Raw genomic sequence first — 23,278 nt, 5'->3', positions numbered from 1 at the left:
CAAAGTATTAAAATATCACTATACATTAATTGATTTATTTATAAATTGGTTTGAAAATAAATCTAACAACCAATGGCAAGACAACACCTATTTGAATTCGAGGACCAATCTTGGTTTCCTTCCACTCTTCGAAATTACGGAACAGACTTTTTACAATTTCTTGCAAATAAAAGTAAGATGTTTTCTCCTACTGCCGATATATTACATGACCTGATGCAGAAAACTGGAGTGGATACAATAATAGATTTAGCCTCAGGGGGAGGTGGAAGTTGGGAGACTTTATTTTCAGAGATAAAACAAAAAAATAGTTCAGCCCAATTAATCTTAACGGACTATTATCCAAATTTTCCCGCTTTGGAAAAATTATCGGATATGGATAAAAACATCTCATTTTCTAAAGAAAAGATAGACGCCAGAAATGTTCCTGTTTCTTTACAAGGAATACGAACTCAATATTTATCCTTTCATCATTTTAATGAAAAAGATGCAATTCAGATTTTAGAAAATGCAGTAAAAACCAATCAACCCATTGCAATATTTGAGGGACAAGAAAGGTCAGTGCCAAGTGTTATGGCCATGATTTTTTCTCCAATCACAGTTCTTTTAACAACATTGCTGATTAAACCATTTCGATGGGGAAGAATTCTATTTACCTATTTTATTCCTATTGTTCCCTTTTTTGTAATGTGGGATGGAATAGTTTCTTCTATACGAACATACTCCGTTGAAGAAATGAAAAAATTGGTCTTAAAAGCTGATCCTGAAGAGAAGTACCATTGGGAAATAAAAAGAATTAAAAATGGCCCAGGCGTGATTATTTCAACGATTGGCCATGCTAGATAGTAAAAAAATAGCCCAGGATATTTTCCTGGGCTACTGTTTAGTTTTTATTGATTTTATAACCTTGTCTTAAGGCTTGCTTTAGATCTTCTTCATAGAAGAATTGTTTTGCCATCTCTCTAATAGAGTATGGCCCTCTCAACCTTGCATTACTATTTTTATAATAGTAATCAGTCATCCAGAAGTGACCGTCATCAAGTCTGCCATTTTGTGCTACATACGATACATAATTATATTCTACTGGTAAGCTAGAGAATTCATTAAATAAACCTCCTTGCAGGTCTGATAATTCCTCATCAGAATAATCTAATATGCTTAAAGTTCTATTTGTATTACTGTTCGTTTTGAAAATCACATCATAGTCATATGAGGTAGTTCCTTCTGATTCTTTACTATATGTTTGAATCATTGTCATGTCTACAGATACATCCGTAAATGAAGGGACTCCAAGACTAGCTGTTGTACCATTGTCAGAATAGTTAAGGTTATCAGCGTTTAGATAACTATTACTTTTATCATTAATATCATCCAAGTGATGTACAACTATGGAAAATCCATGATCTCCGAATCTATTTACTTTTTCTTCAATATATTTGAAATCATCAGAATTAAGATTCTTAAAGTCAAAAGTGTAATAAATATCCTCTTCTTCTCCTTCCTCTCTTTGGAAAGCATTATTGTACATTAATTGATACTCACCATCACTGATCATAGTATTCAGTCTAGTATAAGTATTGTTATCCTTATAGTGAACACTATATGTTTTTGGAGAGACAAGATCATCCATAGTAATTAATATTGTATCCCCATCATTAATAAAATCAGTGGCAATATTAACACCTTTTGCTTCACTAGGATCATCCTGAGCATAAGTATAAACAGAATAGAAATAAGCACTATTAGGATAGTTTGAATACAAAGACTCAGTTTTGTTACTTTCTCTTAAATGTAATGTGTAATAAACAACCCCATCAATTGTTTCTGTTTCTGAATTATTATAGTAAGAATAGTGGTAATTAGTAATTGCCTCTACTTCCTCACTTACTCCCACAACCACTTGTTTTGTTATAACATCTTCATCAGTTCCCGAAGAGCTATCTTCATCTTTGGTATGAATTAATGGTTCATCTAAGTTTGAAGTGATAGAATTAAAAACTATGTTTCTATCATACCTTTTATATGTAGTAACACTATTATCAAATAATTCTGTGGATACTTCATCAAACTCATATGAATACGCTTCCTTTACATAAAAGTTTCTGCCTCTAATTTCAGCAGGAATTAAAAAGAAGATAGAATCGTTACTTGTTTTTGCATCATTGTAGCTTGTTAGAGGAGTTCCTGTTTCATCTACAATCATGAAGTTTAATTGGTAATTAGAATACGTTTGTTCAACTTCTCTCATTTCTCCATTATGGATGTTAGAGAAGTATGTAACCGTACGATTACTATTTAAACCTTCAATATAACCCGCCTCATAAAAAATTGTTGGAAGGTAATTATCTACTTCAACATCAAAATCTTGAGTGATCTCCGACTGAGAAAGCGTTAAATCACTACTCAATGATGCAGATAATTTAATAGGGTGAATACCATCTGTCAATTGTTTTGAATCGAAAGATATTTGCCATTTATCACTTTCTTGAGAAACTTCGATATCCAAGTCAGCACCATTAGAGGTCACTTTCACATCTGCAACAGATACTAGGTCGGCATATTCGTTGGATACTTCCATTTCAAACGATGCTTCACCTCTTAGAAAATCCATTTCGGATAATGTCAATGTAGGCAGCATATCTGAAGTAATAGTTTGCAATTCGTCCTCCACTTTGTTGTTACATGAAGACAACAGTACAGCTGACAGTGCAGCGTACTTCAATAGTTTTTTATTGAAAAACATAATTATTAAGAAATAAAAAATACGTCGTGTTAGTAGTTTATCACTATACACAATTAGTTTACTTATGATTTTTTATAGATAATCAAATCTGTGCGTATAAAATATAGCTGTGATGAATAGATTTTACCTTTCCATGTAAAGCATCATTTTCCAGTAGTTTAAATAGTTTGCATTTTACTGTTATCAGTAATTAAATAAAGTTTGCACTTCAATATTAATAAAAGATTTCAATCAAAACAAATGTTAAAATTAGAATTCTATTTTTGAGACATTGCTATGAGCAATCAAAGCTATTCTTAAAAATAGTATCAAAAGGGTATTATTTATTGTAGATCAAATAAAGATAGAAGTAACACTATTCATTTATTTCTGAAGTTATTATATTAATATTGAACCAATACATTAACTATTTGAATATCAACCCCTCATATTACTTAACGATTCTGTTTCTTTTGACCTCTTTCTCTATTTCGGCACAATACAATAGGTATTGGAGTAATAGCTTTAATACAGATGCAAGCTTACTTTCTGGTGCTGTAGTGGGTGGAGGAAGTGGCATTACTGCTATTTATTATAATCCTGCACAAATAGCTGATATCAGCTATAAAAAGTTTGCTATTACTGCGAATATCTTTAGTTTTTATAATACCAATTTCAAAAATGCTTTAGTAGAAGGAGAAAAAACCTCAGACCTAAAGTTTAGAGTACAACCCCGATTTGTAGCCTATTTATTACGACCAGAAAAATGGAAAAACACAAGCATTGAGATATGTACTTTTACTCGGGATTCTTATAAATATGAGCAACTATCGCGTAGTGTTAGGGAAGTCGACGTAATAGCTACTTACCCTGGTGATGAAGAATTTATTGGCGATTTTTATTACCGCTGTGAATATGAAGATTACTGGATTGGTGGAGGTATTGCAAGAGAACTATCTCCCAAATGGAAGTTTGGGGTAAGCGGTTTTTATTCCTATTCTTATATCCGATACAACTACAATGTCACGACAAGAGCCTATAATCTTGATAATAAAAGTTTAGACTTAGTCGAGTACAATTACAATCATTATATCTCTGGCTTTACTTCCAAAATTCTTTTTAAAGGCGGACTTACCTATTCTGGAGATAAATGGCAATTTGGGATGGCAGTCACCACTCCTTCGATGAGAATCACAGGTTCGTCTACTGTGAGTAGAGAAGTAAGTACACATAATATCCATAATCAAGATGGGAGCCGTAAAGAAGACCTTTTAATCACAGATCAACAATTGAAACTACGTACAAACTTCAAAACTCCCTTTAGTCTATCCTTGGGAACAAAAAGAAGTTTCAGGAAACACTCTATTTACTTATCTGCAGAGTATTTTGGTGGAATTGACCCATTTGCTATGATTAACCAAACACAAAATCAGGTATTATCTAGTGGTGGTGGGTATTCTATTCCATCTGATAATTGGTTAGGTGTATCCAGTAAAAGAGAAGGTATAACAAATATTGCTTTTGGATGGAGAGGTGATATAAATGATCACCTTGAATTGATGGGAGGGTTTAGAACAGATTTCTCTTTTGATAAGTATGATGGAGCTCATGACTATCACAACCCTGCCGAAATAATTACGCCATCTATTGATCAGTACCACTTTACTAGTGGGGTTGAATTCGAATTTCTACATTCTGATGTGATTATAGGCATTCAATATTCCTACTCAAAAGATCAGCATTTAGAACAGTTTGCTGATTTTTCTGATCCCATTGAATATGACCCTTCAACAAATACCATTTTACAAGGATATAGAAATAACTCTATGAGTATTTGGGAAAATACGATGAGCATCTTCCTTGGATTCACTTACAACATTAATAATCAAGGTAATTAAAAGTATCAGGATACTGTCTTTGAGCTTTTATTGATAGGGTTAAATCAATTTTTATACAACAAAATCGATTTATGAAAGCCTTCGACCGAAATATTAAAATAGATCGCTCATTTACAGCAGTATAATATAGTGTAGTTCATAGTTTTACAATCTATTTTTTTGACTCAATTACTGCTATTTTTTTACCTAGTTGATGATTTTTTTGACATCCCACTTTTTTGCTTTGTTAAGATGATGATAGTTTAAAGATGTAAAGAAATTAGAAAGCCCTTTCAGTTTGGAAGGGCTTTTTGTTATGCTAAAAATAGAATCCAAAGTTGATATTAAACCTAAGATGCCAATCTGCATCAGAATCACCATATGCCAATGCTGTATTATAATTGGGGCCCAACCAAGGTTGGTTCTTTCCTAATGCTGCATCAAAATAGGTATAGAGTAACCCTGCAGTTACCAAGCAACCTGTCACATTCTGATAAGAGTCAAAAAATGTTTCTTTTGTCTTATCTACGTACCCAAAGTCGTTATAAAATTGTAGGGATGAAACAGGCCCCCATTCAACAGGTTGTGTATAACTTAATCCTACAGTATATGAGGTGGCTTGTGATGCTACAAGATATGCTGCTCCAAAAGCTGTCATACCAAATACATCTGTTCTTTCTCCCTCAGGAGCATTGGGCGATTTTTGATAATGAGAAACTTGAGCTTTTAAGTTCCAAGGACCACGGTCCAACTCATAATGTACTGCCACAGCGTAATGGCTCCCTATGTTTTCTGTATCTAAATTATAAAGACCTCCAAACAACCCTGAGATACCAAAACGATGTGATGCTTTATCGTTGATAAATTTCTTCAATACACTACCTGCCAATTGATTCACTTCTTTATTGCGGTATTCTAATTGACCATCTCCACTCTCATCCATTGATGCCACATCATAAGCATATCTACTATTGGACAGGTCGGAATTACTACCGAATGAAAGCTCCTCGGCATTTTTAAAGAAAGCAAAGCTATATTCCCACTCCTCTCCATTATGGATATACTTAATACCCATATCATGATCATCTTCTAATCCCAAATAGAAATTGATACTAAAAAACCAGTTATGAGAATTATATGGAGTAATACCGAAAGGAACTTGGGTTAAGCCCAACTGAATTTGATTTTGTTCTGAGAAGTCATAGTCAAACCATCCTTGCTTTAGCATAATTCCACCAAAAGCATCAGAATAAATCCTTAAGTCCACATTTAAACCCAACCCTTTGTATGAAGCAGTAGGGCGAAGCGAAAACATATCATATCCAAAATCTCCTCCCCTTTTTTTATGACCTTCTTTCCAATCAGAATAATTGTAGTTAAACCTTAATGCTCCACCAAAATGTATTTCAGGCTTATCCTGAGCATAAGATTGTGGTAAAGAAAAGAAGAAGAGAAGAAATAGTAATAGGTAGTTTTTATAGTTCATAATCAGATTGTAGTAAGTTAATTAGAGGCCATTATCATCAGCCTTCGTTGCTTTTCTTTCTGTAATGTTCATCATAGTAGTCTCTCAGTGCTTTGTAAAAGCTAAAACACATAATGATGATTAATATGGCAAAAGGTAAACCCGTTAATATTGATGCCGTTTGTAAGGCAGTAAGACCTCCTCCAAGTAATAAAACTCCTGCGATTAAGCCTTCCATACAAGCCCAGAATATTTTCTGAATTGTTGGGGCATCATGCCTCCCTCCTGACGTCAAAGTATCCACAACAAAGGAACCTGAATCTGAAGAGGTCACAAAGAAACTAGTCACCAATAATATTGTCAGTATAGATGAAAATGTAGTAAAAGGAAACTGTTCCAATAAATAATAAATGGCAGTTGCCACATTCTTATTTACCGCTTCTGTAATACTGTGGTTACCTGTAAGTTCTTGAAATAAAGCACTCCCTCCAAAAACGGTTAACCATAAAAATGTAAGTAATGACGGCACAATCAATACACCTAGAATAAACTCTTTGATTGTTCTTCCTTTAGAAATTCTTGCGATAAATATTCCAACAAATGGAGACCATGAAATCCACCAAGCCCAATAAAAGACTGTCCACGAGTTCTGCCAATTCGTTTCCTTTCCGACTCCTTTATATGAATTGGTCCAATAACTCAGTTCAAAAAATTCATACAAATAGTAACCAAGGTTCTGAACGAATGATTTTAGAATAAAAAGAGTGGGTCCGATGGCTAAAACCAAAACCATTAAAGTCATTGCCAAACGCATGTTCCATTCACTTAGCAAACGTATACCTTTATCTAAGCCTAATACTAATGATAAAGTTGCAAAGCCAGTGATGATAACGATAAGTACTAACTCTACTTGAACAGAAGTAGGAATACCAAAAAGGTAAGTTAAACCTGCATTGACTTGTTGTACACCAAACCCTAAAGAAGTGGCTAAACCAAACAAAGTAGCAATCACAGCAATGATATCTATAAGATCCCCCAGAAGACCGTAGACCTTTTTGCCAAATAATGGAAAAAAGATGGATCGTATCGTTAAAGGTAATTTAAGGTTAAATGTAAAGAACGCTAAGGCCAAACCTACTACAGCATACAAAGCCCAAGCATGAACTCCCCAATGTAAAAAGGTGATACCCATAGCAGACTCTGCTGCTTGAGACAAATTATTCTGATTCTTTAAAAAAGGATTACTATTGAAATGAAAAACAGGTTCAGCTACTGACCAAAATAACAAGCCAATACCCATACCTGCACTAAATAACATAGAAAACCATGCGGTCTGAGAAAACTCAGGTTCAGCATCTTTTCCTCCAATTTTAATCTTACCAAATTTACTAAATCCTAAAAAAATGGCATAGAATAAAAGACAATTCACTAATAAGATAAATAGCCATCCGACATTATTTGCAATGCTATTTTGTGTTTCCTTAAACCATGTTTCCATAGGTTTCCCCACCACTAAGGTACTTACGACCAAAACTAATACAACACCAATCGAAACCAATGATACAGTAGCGTTTGCTTTTATACCCAGAAATGTTTTTTGATCACTTCTTATTTGAGCCATCTTTTTGATTTTCTTTTAAGATTCTAAAGACCATTTTGCAACGACCTTTATGATATCTTGACATCAGTAACCGAACGGTTAGAAAGAGAAGTAAACCCCTACTAAAAGCTTTAAAGGCTTTGAGAAAACTATGTTTTCATGTCCATCTGCTCAAAGTATAAAGATAACCAAGCATAGAACCACGTCATAATATCTAATTATTTTATACAAACTATCGATTTGAACAGTAGATAAAAAAATTAGCTATTCTTAATCCTCCTTTGTTATCAAATCTGACAATAAAATACCCTTTTAATACAAAAAGTAAACTTGAAAAATGAATTTAAATAACATAATACAGTTTAATCTTTTAAAGTATTGAAGAATGTCTGGTAATCTGTATCTGTATTGGTTAGCCCCAATTTTTTTCTAAGTCTAAACCTTGCTACTTCAATAGATTTTATACTTTGGTGCGTAATATTGGAGATGTCTTTAGTGCTTAGATTTAAATATAAATAAGCACATAGCTTTTTCTCATTAGGTGTGAGCTTAGGAAAATGATGATTCAATTGGTCATAAAACTCCTGATTGACTTTCTCAAAACGAATTTCCAATTCCTTCCAAACATCACTTTGGTTGTCATTCTGTAGATTGAAAACGATTGATCTCAGCTCTTTTTTTGCTTTGCCATTCAACTGATCATGTAAAACCATAAGTTCCTCAGATACCGCGTTAATCAATTCATATTTTTGCATTAAATGCATGATATTCGTGGTGAGTTCTCGGTCGCGATAAGAGATATCTGCCTGTAACTTTTCGTTCTCCAACTTGATTTTCTCTTGAGATAAATTGGTCATTTCATATTCCGCTTTAATCTTCGACGCCGTTGCTTTGGAGTGTTTCAAACTTAATCTATAATAGCGGAAAATAAGGAACCCTACAACCAAGAAAAATAATAGGACGATAAATAAGGTAGCACTGATATATTCTTGAAACTTCTTATCATTCTCTAAATTTTCTTGTTCCTGTTTTACCTGATACTCATACTCAAAAGCGTTCAGTTTCATTATATAATCTTGTTCTAATAACTGATCAGAAACTTCTTTGAACTTTTTAAAATAGTTAATGCTCTCTTTGTAATCACCTACTTCTTCATAGTAAACATAAAGGTTATTATAAGTGTATTTCAAAAGCAAAGGAGACTTTAATTGTTTCGCTAGAGCTAAGGCTTCAAAATACAAAGGAAGTGCTTGATCAAATGTTCTTTTTATTCGATAAATGTTACCGTAGATATTCAATGAGGTCACAATTCCTTCACTGTCATTTAACTTCCGTTTGATTCTTAATGCTTCCTCTATACTTAATTGGGCATCATCCAAACGGTTTAGTACAATATATTGAATAGCTATATTGTGCAAAGCCTTCCCTTTTATAGTTTCATACGATTCCCCTTTACAAGATTGTATGGCATTATAGAAAAATTGGATTGCTTTATCTGAGTCATTCATATCATCATATAAGCTTCCTGTGTTGATATAAAGAGTTGGAAGAAGACGTTCTGAAAAAGTGTTCTTCATTCCTTCCAACCTTGTGATCAACGCTAAATATTTCTTCTCTGCCTTATCAAATTTTTGTTCTCTCTGATATAAGATGGATAAGTTAATCTGAGTCTTCGTTAACTCCTCGATATTATCATTGGCCTGAAATATTTTTTCTGCCTGATGGTAGGCTGACTTTGCGTTAATTAAAAATCCTTTCGATAAATATACATTACCTTTCAAATGGTAGAATTTACCAAGGAGGAGAGCCTTTTTGTGATGCTGTTCTAATAGCAAAATCCCTTCTTCGATATAAGTAAGTGATTTATCTAAATCATGCTGAAGATAATAATCTGCAAGCTTTTTTAGTAAAACGGTCCTTTCTTCTAACGCTAAAGTGCCTGAAAGTTGAATATGTAAACTATCTACTGACTTAGCAGAAATAGTATGGCATAGCAATACCATGAAAAAGATAGTAAATGTTGGTCTCAATGAAGTTCGGTTTAAATGAATTGAATACTTTTAGCTGTAGATAAGTTCAAGGATAGGAGATAATATCAATCCGGATGTAAACTATTAATAGCAAATACTATTGTCGATTTTCCAATGTTTTAATTATCACTTGATCTATAAATTAGAACATCAAAATTAACAAACATAATCAGTGATAGTATATTATTAATCAATGAAATAGGATAATATAACATAAACAAAGTGAACAACGAATTCATCTAAAGAATGAAAAAGACCCCAACCCAGAATATCCAGGAAGGGGTACTTGTTGAACAATTTATCTGTTGATCTATTTGATCATTTTTCCAAATAATTTCACTTCGCCATTTACAATCAAAGTGTAAACATATACACCCGCTTGAAGACGATCCGTCGCATATTCATAATTTACTTTACCAACATGCTGTTGTCCCAATTTGATACGATCTACAGACTTACCCTGAAGCGTGTAAATATTAATTTCTACCTCTCCATTTTCAGGAAGTTCGAAAGTGAATGTCGTATGGTCTAAAACAGGGTTAGGATAATTATACAAATTGTATGTCACCTTGTCCTCTGTAATATTCGTTACTTCATCTTCGTCTTCCTCCTCGTCTGTACTCGCTGCTTCTATTTTTACAGGAATTACTTGTACAGAAGATGCCATATCTGCGTCAGATGCGATGACTGCTACTTCTGTAATACCTTCTTTTAATGCAGAGATAATAAATTCATCGTTAGCGATACCTGTAATCGCTAAACCATCGTTGTTATCAGCAATACTAAACGTCAATTCATCACCGTCAGGATCAACAAAAGTTTCTGAAGTTGACAGGTAATAAACATCACCTACTGAAAGAACAATAGTATCTTGTTCAATGGCTTCTGGCGCTCTGTTTACATTTTCTACTGTTAACTGTATGGCTGTTTCTGACGATACTCCATGTTCATCAGAGGCTACAATAGTGAAAGCATAATCATTAGCGTCATCAAACGTAGGAGCAAGCTCTAATGATATTGAATTATCGGTCGTTGTAAAGCTTCCGAAGTCTACAAAATCTTTTACTTCTAATGAGAAGGTATGTTCCTCCACATCCTCGAATGTGTAAGTAAATGTTATTTCTTCACCTTCATTGATAGTCAATTCTGTAATACCTTCAATCATCTGAGGAGCAGTATTGATCATCATCGCGGCATAGAATTGAGCATCTTCATCTACCATATTTGGATCATTTGTCGTTACATTGATCTTCGCTAAAAGATTGCTCTCGCCTCTAGAATTGGCACTATTAAACCCTGCATTGATCGTTTGAGATTCACCTACTTCTACAGTACCTGAATACTGATCCAATGAGAACCAAGAGTCACTTCCGGCATTTTTACCATATGCTCTTACATAATAACCGAAATCTGAAAAACGGATATCTTCAGTGATATCAATTAATCCTTGAGTAGTATGGAAGTAGAAAGTTTCAGGAATACTCTCCTCAAATCTCATCATTCCTTGAGGATAACCTGAGAACTTTTCATAGGTAAATGCAATAAAGATATTTTCTCCATTAAAGAACTCAAGAGGAGTACTTAACTCAAATAACTCCAATCTACCCACTTGGTCTGATGAACTTGTCTCCGTTGCAAATGTTTCTTCATACACTAATACTAGGTTGTCAATAGTTCCAGAAAGGATTTCCACTTTCACATCACCATTCTTCACTCCAGATGGAGAATACCAAGTCGAAACATGAGATAATTGGAACCCTTCTTCAGGCGTTACAAACTTCGTAATACTAATCATACTTTGACCACCACCGTAGCCAATCGATTGTACCTTTTCCGCATCAACTTCACCGTAATAAAGTACTTGGTGGAAATCATTATGATCAATAGTTGATGTACCTTGAATGGCATTTGCTCCAACTACTGAAGATTTAATACTAGCATTATTCGCTTGAGCACTATACACTTCATTCATTGGTAAGCCTTTTCTTACATACTCGATATCGAATTGATAATCTAGTGGATAAGCACCATTCTCGTTAGACACTGTAAACTGTTTAGTCTCTACATATTCATGTGTCAACGCATTCACAGAAAGTGTATCTGCAACATCCGACTCATATACTGGTGGTAAATAGAAATTAGCTTTTACCACTAAGTCAGTTGAACTACCATCTGCATTATTTACAGTGATTTTTCCTTCAAATAAACCTGCTTCAGATGGAATAATTCTGATCTGAGCTTTCATATTTTCGCCTGCAGGAATGCTTGTAGCAATATAGAATTCATTGAAATACGACTCGTAAGGAACCCAACCCGGAACAGGCGTCATTGGTAACCAAGGGTCTACTTCTTCTAAGATTCCCCACAGTTCTAAGTTCAGTGATGCATCTGCAACGATATCGCCAGTTTTTAACGTATGATGAGACATACTGTTATTTTCCAAAGCAAATTCATATTTATAATTTTTGAATTCCTCATAAACAATATCACCAAGATCAATTTCCTCTGTATCCCAAGATAACTTTGAGTCTGCAGTTACTTCTAATTCTACTGGGATGCTGATATTTTCTTTACCCGGAGTATGGTTTAAGAAAGTAAGATCCGTATAGTAATTACCCGCAACCATATCATGTGCGTTAACTTCAAAAGTCACTTCTTTTGTTTCACCTGCTTCTACGTTCATCACAGTACTTGGGTGATATTCGATAACTAGCTTGTCTTTCGCTAAACTCTTTCCATAACTCGTTAATACACCTTCTGTTCCGTCTTCATTCTCTAAACCAATCACTAAATATTGGTTCCAGAAATCAACCGTACCTTGATTGATCGTTTTATATTGAATTTTAATTCTTCCGTCAAAATAGATGATCGTTTGTGTGTCTACTAAGCCTCCAGCACCTTCTCCGAATGAGTGAACCCAACGGTGATATGTGAAAACTACTTTTTCATCATCTTGATAGAAATAAATACCCTTTGCTAAGTTCTCATCAAAATAATCGTATCCTGTTAGACCCCATAATGAGGCAATGAAGTTATTGAAACCATCTGCATAAGGAATGATATTGTTAATGATTGGAACTAACTGAGTCGGTTCACTAAACGTAATAATACCTGGGTATCCCATCCATGCTTTGTCATACATCTTACCATAGAATGGCACTGGCTTATTAAATTCAACCTCTGCAGACATTGTAGATTGATCAAACTCCAATTTAGTACCACCATTGTTGACAATATCAATCCATTTAAATGTTGGAGCATCTTTGTCTTCCAATCCGGCTAAAGCTCTATCATTATCTTTAGAGAAATAAGTAAAGTCTCTAAGGTCTGGTAATGCATTTACTTCAACATCAGCTGCTTTCTCGTATACCCAATTACTACCTTCAACTAATACTCTAAGTGTTGTATCGCTCTCTAAGTTTGAAATTTCTACTGTAAACTCATCCTTATCACCTGTAGGCAAGACAAAAGGATCGACAGTATAGTTTAATGCAATATTTGGGGCTTTAACGATATTGGCTTTTACTTCAAAAACATGCGTATCACCATTTTCCTGAGTAAAAGTAACTTGTTCATTTATCTCTCCTAACTCATCCGTATTCAGATAAAGTTTTACCTGAGTACCCAATTTCGCTCTCAATTCAAAAGTTGACTTGTCTACAGACAGCTTAGTGTTTTCCTCAAATGTTGTTGATACAATATCAGTATTGCTATTTCCTTCATTCAAGAACGTCAACATGATCATCTTATCACTGCCTTTATAAACAGGACCAAAATCAATTGCCTTTTCTGAAGTTTTTACGATAGCTTCACCACCTTCGTTGATATCTACATTGATCTGGAAATGTGCAATTTGTTGGAATGGATCGTTGTTTTCTACACTAATAAACTGAGTATTCATTCCTTCTACAAGTCCATCTGTGTTTACATCAAATGTAATTTCTTTTGATTCTCCAACGCCAACAAAACCATTCGTTTGCGATAAGTTTGAAACGATTTGTGGACCAGGATAATTAATGTCTATCCATACATTCTGCCATTGTTTCTCAAATAAGAAATTAGGTTGATGGCTCTTATCATAGAAATAAATACCATCTTTTTTATCCGGGCTTTCCATACCCAACATTGGACCAATTGATTTAATATTTGAATAACTTAAATCTAAATAACGCATTTCTGCATGTCCATTGTAATGCAACACTAACTGGAATGTAAGTGGATCTCCCGACTCACCATAAGTAACTTTTGAATGAACATTTTTGTATTCGAAAATTACTTTGTCGTCAAATGTTTTATATAAGATTTTTGAATCATAAAGTAGATCAAAGTACTCATAATAGATGGCGAAATAACCATTTGATGTGAAAGAAGAACCTAATAATTCTCCCCATGATCCATTCACAGGATCTTTATCATCTACGGCAATTAAACCAATGTGAGACATATACATTTTATCTACCAATGTATCATAGAAAGGATATTGGAACCCTAACTCCACCTCAACAAAGTCTAAGAATGGATTTTCCTTAAATTGGTTAGAAACATCAACAGTTCCTTCCATACCATCCAGTTCTTCCCAAACAAAGTCTTCCGTCTTCAACTCCCAAGAGTAACCAAATTTATGGCCACTGAAGCTTGGCTTATCACTATACTTTGGAATATTAAATTCTAATGGGAAATTACCCGTATTCTCGATAACGATGCTGCTTGATGTTGAAGCCCCGTGAGCCAAATTAAACAACTGTACTTCTGGTGTGATATTAATTTCAGAAGGCTCTTCACCATTACCAAAAAGGTTGATTTCATTAGCGAAACCGTTCTTATCCGTAATCGTTAATACCGCATTGGTATTCCCTGCCATATCTGGTTGGAAACGAACAACTAAATCTTCTGTCGAACGAGCAGAAACTCTAGATGGCTTGTCTACTACTGAGAAAGCTGTTCCTTCTAATCCTGTCACAGATAAAGAACCTTTGAAAACACCATATCCATAGTTTTCTAACTTGATCGCTATATCTTTCTCTCTACCTAACTGTACAGAACCATAATTAACAATACCAGGAGTAATTAACTCTGGATCATGTCCCGATACTTTTACAATCGTAGGAATTCTTGCACCATCAGCATTCTCATCATTTGATGAAATAATGATGTTTGTTTTTACGTCTCCATTCTTGATTTTAGATACATCAGCTGTAAATGTCACTTCTGTTTCTCCTTCACCATTGATTTGACCTTCGTATGGAGTAAGTGAGATAAAATCACCTTGGTATTCTTCATCCGTAAAGATCCCTTGAGTAAACGAATACTCGTCAGTACCCAATGCGATACTTAATGGAACAAAAGACTTCCCTTCATCAAAAGACATCCATTGATAATTAACCGCATCTTTATGATCGTTGGTTGAGCTAATACCGATTGGATATAAGTTCCCTGCAGGTACTTTTACTACCAACCAAACAATATCACCATAAGGAACATAATAAGATTCACTATCATCTAAAGTTAATTCATGATTTCCTTCATCTGTCTCTTCTACTTTTTTAGAGAATACTAGTTTCGCTTGTGATAGGATATTACCATGATACACTTCATAAGTAGCCTGACCAGAAGTAATATCATTCAAATAGGCATCTACTTTCGTCACGTTAAAGCCATTCTCGTTTTCTACTTTAAAAGCAGAAGCTGTCATATTAGGAATTGACGTATCATTATCACCAATCAAGAAAGTAGCATAGAAGTAGTTAGTGTAACTTAGGTACTCTTTCACAAATGGGTTTAGTGGTTCGTAATCTTCATTTCTTACAGACTCCATCGGTACTACTCTATTTAGAATTAGAGACTTTCCTGAATTTTTCACTTCATAACCCAAAGAAGGAGTTGCCCAGTTTTTGATAGTGTAGCTCTTCTGACGCGTTTCTAAAGACCACTCTAACAATGCTTCGTTGGTATTTCCTAAAGTAAAAGAAGATTCCCAAACTGACTTTTCAGCAGCATCTGCATTAATTTCAACCGAATAAGACCATGCATTATCCACCATTGGATAAGACATTTGTGGGCCAAGGTTAGTACCAACTGAAATTACTTCTGAATAGGCTGAAGCATTTCCCCAACGGTCAAAACCTTTAATTGCAATTTCATAGTTTGTTTCCGCTGATAAATTCTCTAATCTATAATCGAATTTAGCTCCAGCTTCTAGTTTTGAGAAAACAAATACAGACTTTGCTGTTTCTTCATTAAAAGTACCTGCAGAATAAGAGATCATAAATTTACTTGGTTGATCATCATCTTCATCACTAGGCACTGTCCATTGTAGATCTACAAAATCTGACGACTTGGCTAACACTTCAATGTCTTGAACAACTTCTGGAGCTATCCCATCATTTTCTTTAATCGCTAAGGCAGCATCAATCAAACCTGTACCCAATTTACCAATATAATTAGGTGCAGACTCATCCATGCTATGCGTACCAAACAATAACTGATTTCTCAGTACATCTTGAGAGAAGGTCTCATTTCCTAATCTTGAAACGACCAAGGCAGCCACACCAGATACATGAGGACAAGCCATTGAAGTACCTTGAAGATAACCATACTCATTATCAGGTAACGTACTAAGTACCCCATGTGAAGTACCTAAACGAGTGTCTCCACCAGGAGCAGTAAGGTCTACCCACTCACCAAAGTTAGAATAAGAAGATCTCTCTCTTAAACCATTGGAAGAAGCAACAGTTAAACAGCTCTCATAGTATCCTGGGTAGTATTTATTATCCACTCCATCATTACCCGCTGCAAAGATTACAATACCACCTCTCATTGGTGAACCTTCATAATCACCCGCTTCAGCGATAAAATAGTCGATGGCATCTAATACTGATTGCTCATAATTTCCTGGAGCGATATAACCCCAAGAGTTTTGAGAGATAACAGCACCATTATTGGCTGCATAAACGTAAGAGTTAGCAATTTCATTTCCGCCATTATCACTAAGGATTTGACAAGCCATCAAGCGAACTCCATCATTATTACCTGAGCCACCTGCTACACCTGCTACACCAATACCATTGTTTGTTGTAGCCGCTACAGTACCTGCAACGTGTGTACCATGAACCATTGGATCAATAGCTCCTGAATTGTTGGAGAAGTTAAAACCATATACATCATCGATGTAACCGTTTCCATCATCATCTACTCCATCAGTACCGTTAAGTTCGGCCTCATTGATCCACATATTGTTGATCAAATCTTCATGCTGAACATCAATACCGGCATCATGAATAGACACTATCACTTCTTTATTTCCTGTCACTTGAGCCCAAGCCTCTGCAAGATTAATAGAAGCATCTTCTCTTTTCCCTGCCGATCCATCATTATCGTAATGCCATTGATTACTTAATAATGGGTCATTCATCGTGGCTGCATTTTCAGTAGTTGAAAAAGCTTCAATTTCTGCTTTTGTCAATCTTCTTACTCCACTTTCACCTCCGATAAGTCTTTTTGCTAAAATAGGCTCTGAAATTTCTACCTCAGCAAGGTTTCCAATAGTTTGACATACAGTAAGGGGGTCAGAGTTTAAATCATAAGATAACTCATACCATAAGTGTAAGCCATGCTTCTGTAGTTTATGTTCAAATTTAGGATCGTATGGGAATAAACGCTTTAGATCATGTCCCTGAAATTGTTTCACCACAGCATCAAAAGTAGCGATACCTAATTGTGCTGTAGCAATTGCTTTTGCATTAGAAAGTTGTAAGTGTGATGCAGTAGAAGGAGCAAATTTAATATGAATTACCCCCATTGCATTTCCATCAGCGTTAAAGCTTACAGGAGTTGGTCGTTGTTGCGCATATGTTGTGCCCTGTAGTATGGGAGAAAAAATACAACATATTAACAACAACAATGATAGTGAAAGTTTTCTCATTACTTTGAGTTGTTTTTAATGAATGAATTGGTTGAAGAGGAAGACAATTTTTTAAAGATCTTCCTAAGGGTGTCGATTTCCTTTTTTCGTTCTTCAATACGTCTAATGATCTCGTCTTTATCCGAAGCATCAGAACTTTTCTCTTTTGTCATAGAAGTCAATTGGTCTCTAAAACACTAATACACAACATTAGCTCATTGTGAGAAAAGAATATCTTAATGGCAGTCAAACAAATCTCCACATCGACTACTACATTTTAATAGTATTCACTACTACATCTCCACTACACTCTCTTGTAACTAACTGTTTTTCTATTATTTAAAAGGTGATTTTTTATTAATGGATGGTAAATATAAATTGGGGTAAAAAGGGGAAAAAGGTTCGTTTAGAAAAAATAAATCCGTCTCTTCTTCTCCAATAGTTTAATATTTGGTGAACAAGAGACGGATATTTTTGGATCATAAAATGATCTATTTAATTATATTCTAACGGCCATAACACATACATCATCAATCTGATTATTGTGTCCTTTCCATTCTTCGAATCTGTAATTTAAGACATCATGTTGGTCTTGTAGACTTTCCTGACTGATATCAAATAATAGTTTTCTAAAAGCTTTAATCAAAAACTTACGATTCTGTGGACCTCCAAATTGATCGGCAAAACCATCAGAGAAAACATAGATCATATCATTTGGCATAAGATCTACAGTATGGTTGGTAAAAGGTTTTGGTTTATTCGATAAGCCAATAGATTGTCTATCTGCCTTAATGTGGAATAACCCTTTATCATCATCTTCAAAAACAAAATCGACACCTTCTGTATTGAAAAGTTTTTGTCTAACGATGATCAACTCATTATGTGCTCCAGAATAGTTCAGCTTCATTTCTTTCCTATTCAAACTACATAAAGCGATGTCCATACCATCTTTTACATCGTCATAAGTACTTGTGTTGAAGTTCTCAATCACAAGACCTCTAACTTTATTAAGAATATCTGAAGGTTTAGAAAGTAAATATTCTTTTGTTGCTCTGTTTAATGCATTACTACATACCACACTTACCATTGCACCAGGAACACCATGCCCTGTACAATCTGCTGCAGCAAAAATGACCTCATCATCCTTTTTATCAACCCAGTAGAAATCTCCAGCAATAATGTCCTTCGGTTTATATAATACAAAGAACTGTCCACTTAATAATGACTCCATCTTATCAGGTGTCGGTAAAAGTGAACGCTGGATCTTCTTAGCATAGCGAATACTATCAGTGATATCAGAATTCCTTTTCTTAATAATTTCACTCTGTCTACGGATCTCCTCAGTTCTCATGTCCACCTTTTTCTCCATTGTTTGGTATAGGTGGGCATTTTCTAAAGAAATTCGAATTTGAGAAGAAAGTATCTTGATGATTTCTAAATGTATTTCACTAAAAGCACCTTCTACCAAGCTATTTTCCAGATAGATGATACTCTTTACTTCATTATTAGAAACGATAGGATAACATAATACTGACTTCGTATTGTTTGACGTCACATAACTACTTCTTCCGAATTCGAAATCCTGACTTGCATTCTGTAATATCAGATGGTCCCTTGTTTCAATGACCTTATTGATAATTAATGCAGGTATTTCGTTTTTGATAGAAGAAATTGGATAGTTAACAGCTTCAATACTCTTATGAGTACGACTTGAACTTCTGGCTTTAAGGTATAGCTCGTTATCTACACTAGTAATAAATAAACCATTATTTGCTCCAGCATTTTCAATAGCTACTTTTAGAATAGAAGGAACAAGTTTATCCACAGAAAGCTCTGCAAAGATCATATTTGAAGCTTTCAGAATACTCTTAATATCAAAATCTTCATTTTGATTACTTGTCGCATTTATGCTTTCATCTTCACTTGAGTTCAGGTGATCTTCAAATAAATGATTTCCTTTCTTAACACCCCATTTCTCAAAGGCTTGAACTGAATACTTTTTATAATAGCCAGCTAAAGAATGATTTCCATACGATTCATACGCTTCGAATATTACTCTAGAACAAATCGCAGTGATTAAGTAATCATCTTTTTCCTTACTATACTCCAGTACTTGATCCAATTGATGAAGTTCATTTTGTTTTAAATGATACTTCTTCAATAAGGTATCAATTAATAAGAATTTAGCCTGGAAGTTTTCAGGGTTAATAGCAGCTAATTTACTTAACCTCTTTTTATACCCTTTGATACTTGAAAGTGCCTTCTTATTACTTTTAGGATTTAATAAGTGAGCAACAGAATAATAGAAGATAAACTCATTTTGATAGAACACACCCATTAAGGCATCTTCTGAAGCTTTGATCTTATCTAATAACGCTACTGCGAATTCAATATCTCCAGAAAGTATACATTCAATCGCTTCGAATAAGTATGTATTACAAAGGTCACCCATACTGTTGATCTCTTTGTAATGATCTTGAATTTCTTCCCAAGACATCAAAGCATTTTCATCTTGCGTCTCTTGTAATAATGTATTCGAGAGCTTTAAGATCGCCTGTAAAAGTGGAGATCTTGTTTCATTACTTAAACTTGATACTTCAATACTTTTCTGAACCTCTTTTTTTACATAGTTCAAATTCTTACCACCAAAGAACAATTGTGCTGATCGGTGTAAGTTTAATAAACCTGTAAATAAGGTATCACCCGACTCATTACCCAATAGGATGGCTTTTCCGGCTTTTTCGATAGATTCATTATATCCTTTGAAAATAGGGTAATATGAAGCCACCAAGTTCTGCTCAATAGAACAATTTAATGGTTTATAATTGTACTTTTCTTCCAATTCAATAGTAAATTCACCATACATTCTGGCATCGTCGAAATCACCAATTCCTGAATTCAGTAATGAGTAACAAGAGTAACCAAACGCTGATACTGGAGAGTTTCCATATTTCATACTTAGTTCCAATACCTTGAAAATTAGTATCGGGAACAACAATGGTCTTGAAATATAGGCAGGGAAGAAACACTCACTCAATAGTTGTAACTGCTCTAGTTTACTCTCATCTGTTAAGTCTTTCATCTTTTGTAATTTCTCCAAAGAATAAGACTTTAACTTCATCTTCGATTTCATGACTCCCATCATGACATCCAATTGTTTCGGATGCTTTTTAAATCGAATTTTACTTTTTCTCAGTGAGGCACTAATCAGATCAATAGCTTCTGAGTATTTACCTAATACCACATATAAGTGTACCTTAATTAATACTGCTTCATGTAAATAAGTACGATCTGTACCATACTCTAGACATGAATTCACTATCGTCATACATTCATCGTAATTAGCACTTGCATAATAACACTGAGCCAATTTCAATTTGATATTTAACCAAATTGATTTGTTTTCCTTATTGATCTCCTCGCCTACATATTGTAAACCAAACTCCAAGAAGTTTTTGGCTTCGTCATAGGCCGCATTTTCAATCGCTAGTAAAGCCGCTTCATAGTTATGTTGAGCAAAATCAAGAGCATTTTCTTTCTCCTTAATTTCGTCAATACAAATATTTGCATGGTTTACTGCTTTTAACCTTACTTTTGGATCAGTAATATTGATGTTTTCAAGTAAAGAATAAGCAATTTTCAAGTGCCAATTCTTCTTTTCCTCTTCACTAAAGTGATTATAGTAAGTCTGACTAATTCTATCATGAATAAATTGATATTCAATTTTTTCAGTAGACTCACTATCGTAATATTTATAGTTATCAGAAAGGGGAACGACAATGTTCATCTTTACTGATTTCTTTAACTGATCAATGACTTCCTTAGGGTCCTTACCAATAAGATTGGATAAAACAACGGCATCAAATCGGTTACCTAATAAAGAAGCAATGGCTAACTTATCATTAATTTCGCTTGAAAGTAGATCTTTCTTTTTTAGACTGATTTCAGCAACATTTTCAGTGGCCATACTTTCTTCAATCTTCGCAAAATTAATCTCCCACTTACCTGTATCTTTATGATAATTGAAATTATCTTTTGCAGAGATTAATTCATTGATAAATTCATGAATATAATAAGGGTTACCCTCTGTGTTTCTCTGGATAATTTCACTTAATCGTTGTACCTCTATACTTGGAGATTTAGGAAGTATATCTCTGACCATTTCAATAATCATCTCTTTGCCAAGCGGCTCCAATTCGATATTGATTAATGGCTTTACTTTATTGATATCCTCTTTAATAGATTGGAAAATCTCACTTTCCTCCACTCTACTGGCAAATACCAATAATAGGCGCTCATCTTTTAGATCAGCAACCAATGCCTTCAGAAGGTTGACAGAAGATAGGTCTGCCCATTGGATATCGTCGACGAATAAGATAATCGGGTGTTGAGAGATAATTGCTTTAAAGAACTGAGAAACCGTATAGGTAAATCTTTTCATTGATTCCTTGGCTCCTAACTCTGCTAACTCATATTTATCATCAACGATAAACTTTAACTCCTCAGCTAGTTCTGTTAAGATTTTACCATTGGTACCAATGTTTTTAGCGATCAATGCTTTTAATGCTTCAATATCACTCGAAGATTTTAATAAAAGCTGACTACTTAGATTCTTTAGAATCTGAATGATCCCTAGATAAGGTACGTTACGTTGGTATTGATCAAACTTACCCGCTACTGTAATCAGTTTCTCATCTAGAATTTTATTAATTCCTTCTTTAATAAAGGCTGTTTTACCCACACCGGATACACCTGTTAACGCTAAAACAGAAAGTCCTTCATTCTTTATGGAATTATAGGCATCAACAAAGATTTCACTTTCGTTTGTTCTTCCGTATAATTTATTCGGAATCTTTAAAGTGATCTCGATATCATCGATACCTGCATATTGAGGAAGTTTAAGGTTTCTACCAGAACAGAAATCTCTTAACCTTTCAAAATCTTTAATTACCGCCTCAAAGTTATTGTATCTTTCATTAGAAGACTTTGCTAATAACTTACCTATCACTTCCGACAAGAATGGAGGAAGGTCCGGATGTAATTTATGTACAGGAGGTGGTGAATAGGCAATATGTGAGTGAATTAACTCTAATTTATCTTTACCTCTGAAGGGTAAGTTATTAGTGAATAACTCAAATAAACATACACCAATATTATATTGATCAGATTTTGCGTTTAAATAAGTATTGATACGCCCTGTTTGCTCAGGAGCGATATAATTCCAGTTATCATCTTCTAAGATAACAAGTGTCTGAAGTTTCGGGCTTGAACCATCTTCAGCACTTAGTTCATAACCGATTAGTTCAACGTCTCTATTTTCAGTAACACAGATATTCTGTCTGGAAATATTATAGTGAATTAAGCCAGATTCGTGGAGTTTTTTTACTCTCTTTAAGAGCTTAATTGAAAGGTCTATTTTCTCGAGTAAAGAGAGAGACTTATAATCAATCTCAGCGAATCTAGACAGGATACCAAATTTATAAACGATTTGTTCCTTATCAGATTTAGATTGATCAATTAAAGAAAGATTTTCTAAAACCTCTGTTTCATACTTCATGTAAGCCTGATACTTCTTAGACTTTACAATCTTGTGTAACTGGTGTGCTTTAGATATACAAACTTTATAGTTTGTTGTTTCTTGTAGCCTTCTTAGTTCATCATTTATTGTACCGATATTTTCTAACATG

At 34.4% G+C, this 23,278-nt stretch carries 9 protein-coding genes; 2 read left to right on the top strand and 7 right to left on the bottom strand.

The window, feature by feature from the left end; genetic code table 11:
* The first annotated feature begins 72 nt into the window (after positions 1–72).
* Entirely contained in the window at positions 73–843 is a 771-nt protein-coding gene (locus QL232_RS03830; protein ID WP_281613165.1) for a hypothetical protein, read from the top strand.
* 37 nt (positions 844–880) lie between these two features.
* Here QL232_RS03830 and QL232_RS03825 read toward each other — a convergent pair whose 3' ends face one another.
* On the bottom strand, positions 881–2,740 hold the full coding sequence (locus tag QL232_RS03825) for a hypothetical protein (RefSeq protein WP_281613164.1): 1,860 nt from the start codon (positions 2,738–2,740) through the stop codon (positions 881–883).
* A 410-nt stretch (positions 2,741–3,150) separates the two neighbouring features.
* On the opposite strand from QL232_RS03825, the gene QL232_RS03820 reads away from it, so the two are divergent.
* Positions 3,151–4,617 (top strand): hypothetical protein, encoded by a 1,467-nt coding sequence (locus tag QL232_RS03820; protein WP_281613163.1) that lies wholly within the window; start codon positions 3,151–3,153, stop codon positions 4,615–4,617.
* 298 nt (positions 4,618–4,915) lie between these two features.
* Here the strand turns inward: QL232_RS03820 and QL232_RS03815 are convergent, their stop codons facing one another.
* The 6 genes from QL232_RS03815 to QL232_RS03790 all read right to left on the bottom strand — a co-directional run bounded on the left by QL232_RS03815 (position 4,916) and on the right by QL232_RS03790 (position 23,277).
* Positions 4,916–6,082 (bottom strand): hypothetical protein, encoded by a 1,167-nt coding sequence (locus tag QL232_RS03815; protein ID WP_281613162.1) that lies wholly within the window; start codon positions 6,080–6,082, stop codon positions 4,916–4,918.
* Positions 6,083–6,119: 37 nt separating this feature from the next.
* Positions 6,120–7,682, bottom strand: a complete 1,563-nt coding sequence (locus QL232_RS03810; protein ID WP_281613161.1) for a BCCT family transporter — start codon at positions 7,680–7,682, stop codon at positions 6,120–6,122.
* Between the two features lie 341 nt (positions 7,683–8,023).
* A complete protein-coding gene (locus QL232_RS03805) occupies positions 8,024–9,691 on the bottom strand; it encodes a hypothetical protein (RefSeq protein WP_281613160.1) in 1,668 nt (555 codons plus the stop codon).
* Between the two features lie 310 nt (positions 9,692–10,001).
* Positions 10,002–17,612 carry a S8 family serine peptidase gene (locus tag QL232_RS03800; RefSeq protein ID WP_281613159.1) on the bottom strand — a complete coding sequence of 2,537 codons (7,611 nt, stop codon included), beginning with the start codon at positions 17,610–17,612 and terminating at the stop codon, positions 10,002–10,004.
* Complete coding sequence (locus tag QL232_RS03795) at positions 17,612–17,764, bottom strand: hypothetical protein (protein WP_168882640.1); 153 nt, start codon at positions 17,762–17,764, stop codon at positions 17,612–17,614. Before QL232_RS03795 ends, QL232_RS03800 begins: the two co-directional genes overlap by 1 nt.
* 326 nt (positions 17,765–18,090) lie before the next feature.
* Positions 18,091–23,277 carry an AAA family ATPase gene (locus QL232_RS03790; RefSeq protein ID WP_281613158.1) on the bottom strand — a complete coding sequence of 1,729 codons (5,187 nt, stop codon included), beginning with the start codon at positions 23,275–23,277 and terminating at the stop codon, positions 18,091–18,093.
* Position 23,278: the final 1 nt, after the last annotated feature.

The organism is Flammeovirga sp. SubArs3 (genome assembly GCF_947387565.1).
In the GTDB taxonomy this organism is placed as follows: Bacteria; Bacteroidota; Bacteroidia; order Cytophagales; family Flammeovirgaceae; genus Flammeovirga; species Flammeovirga agarivorans.
Note: the sequence above shows the minus strand (reverse complement) of the source record. Positions and strands in the feature narration are given on the sequence as shown.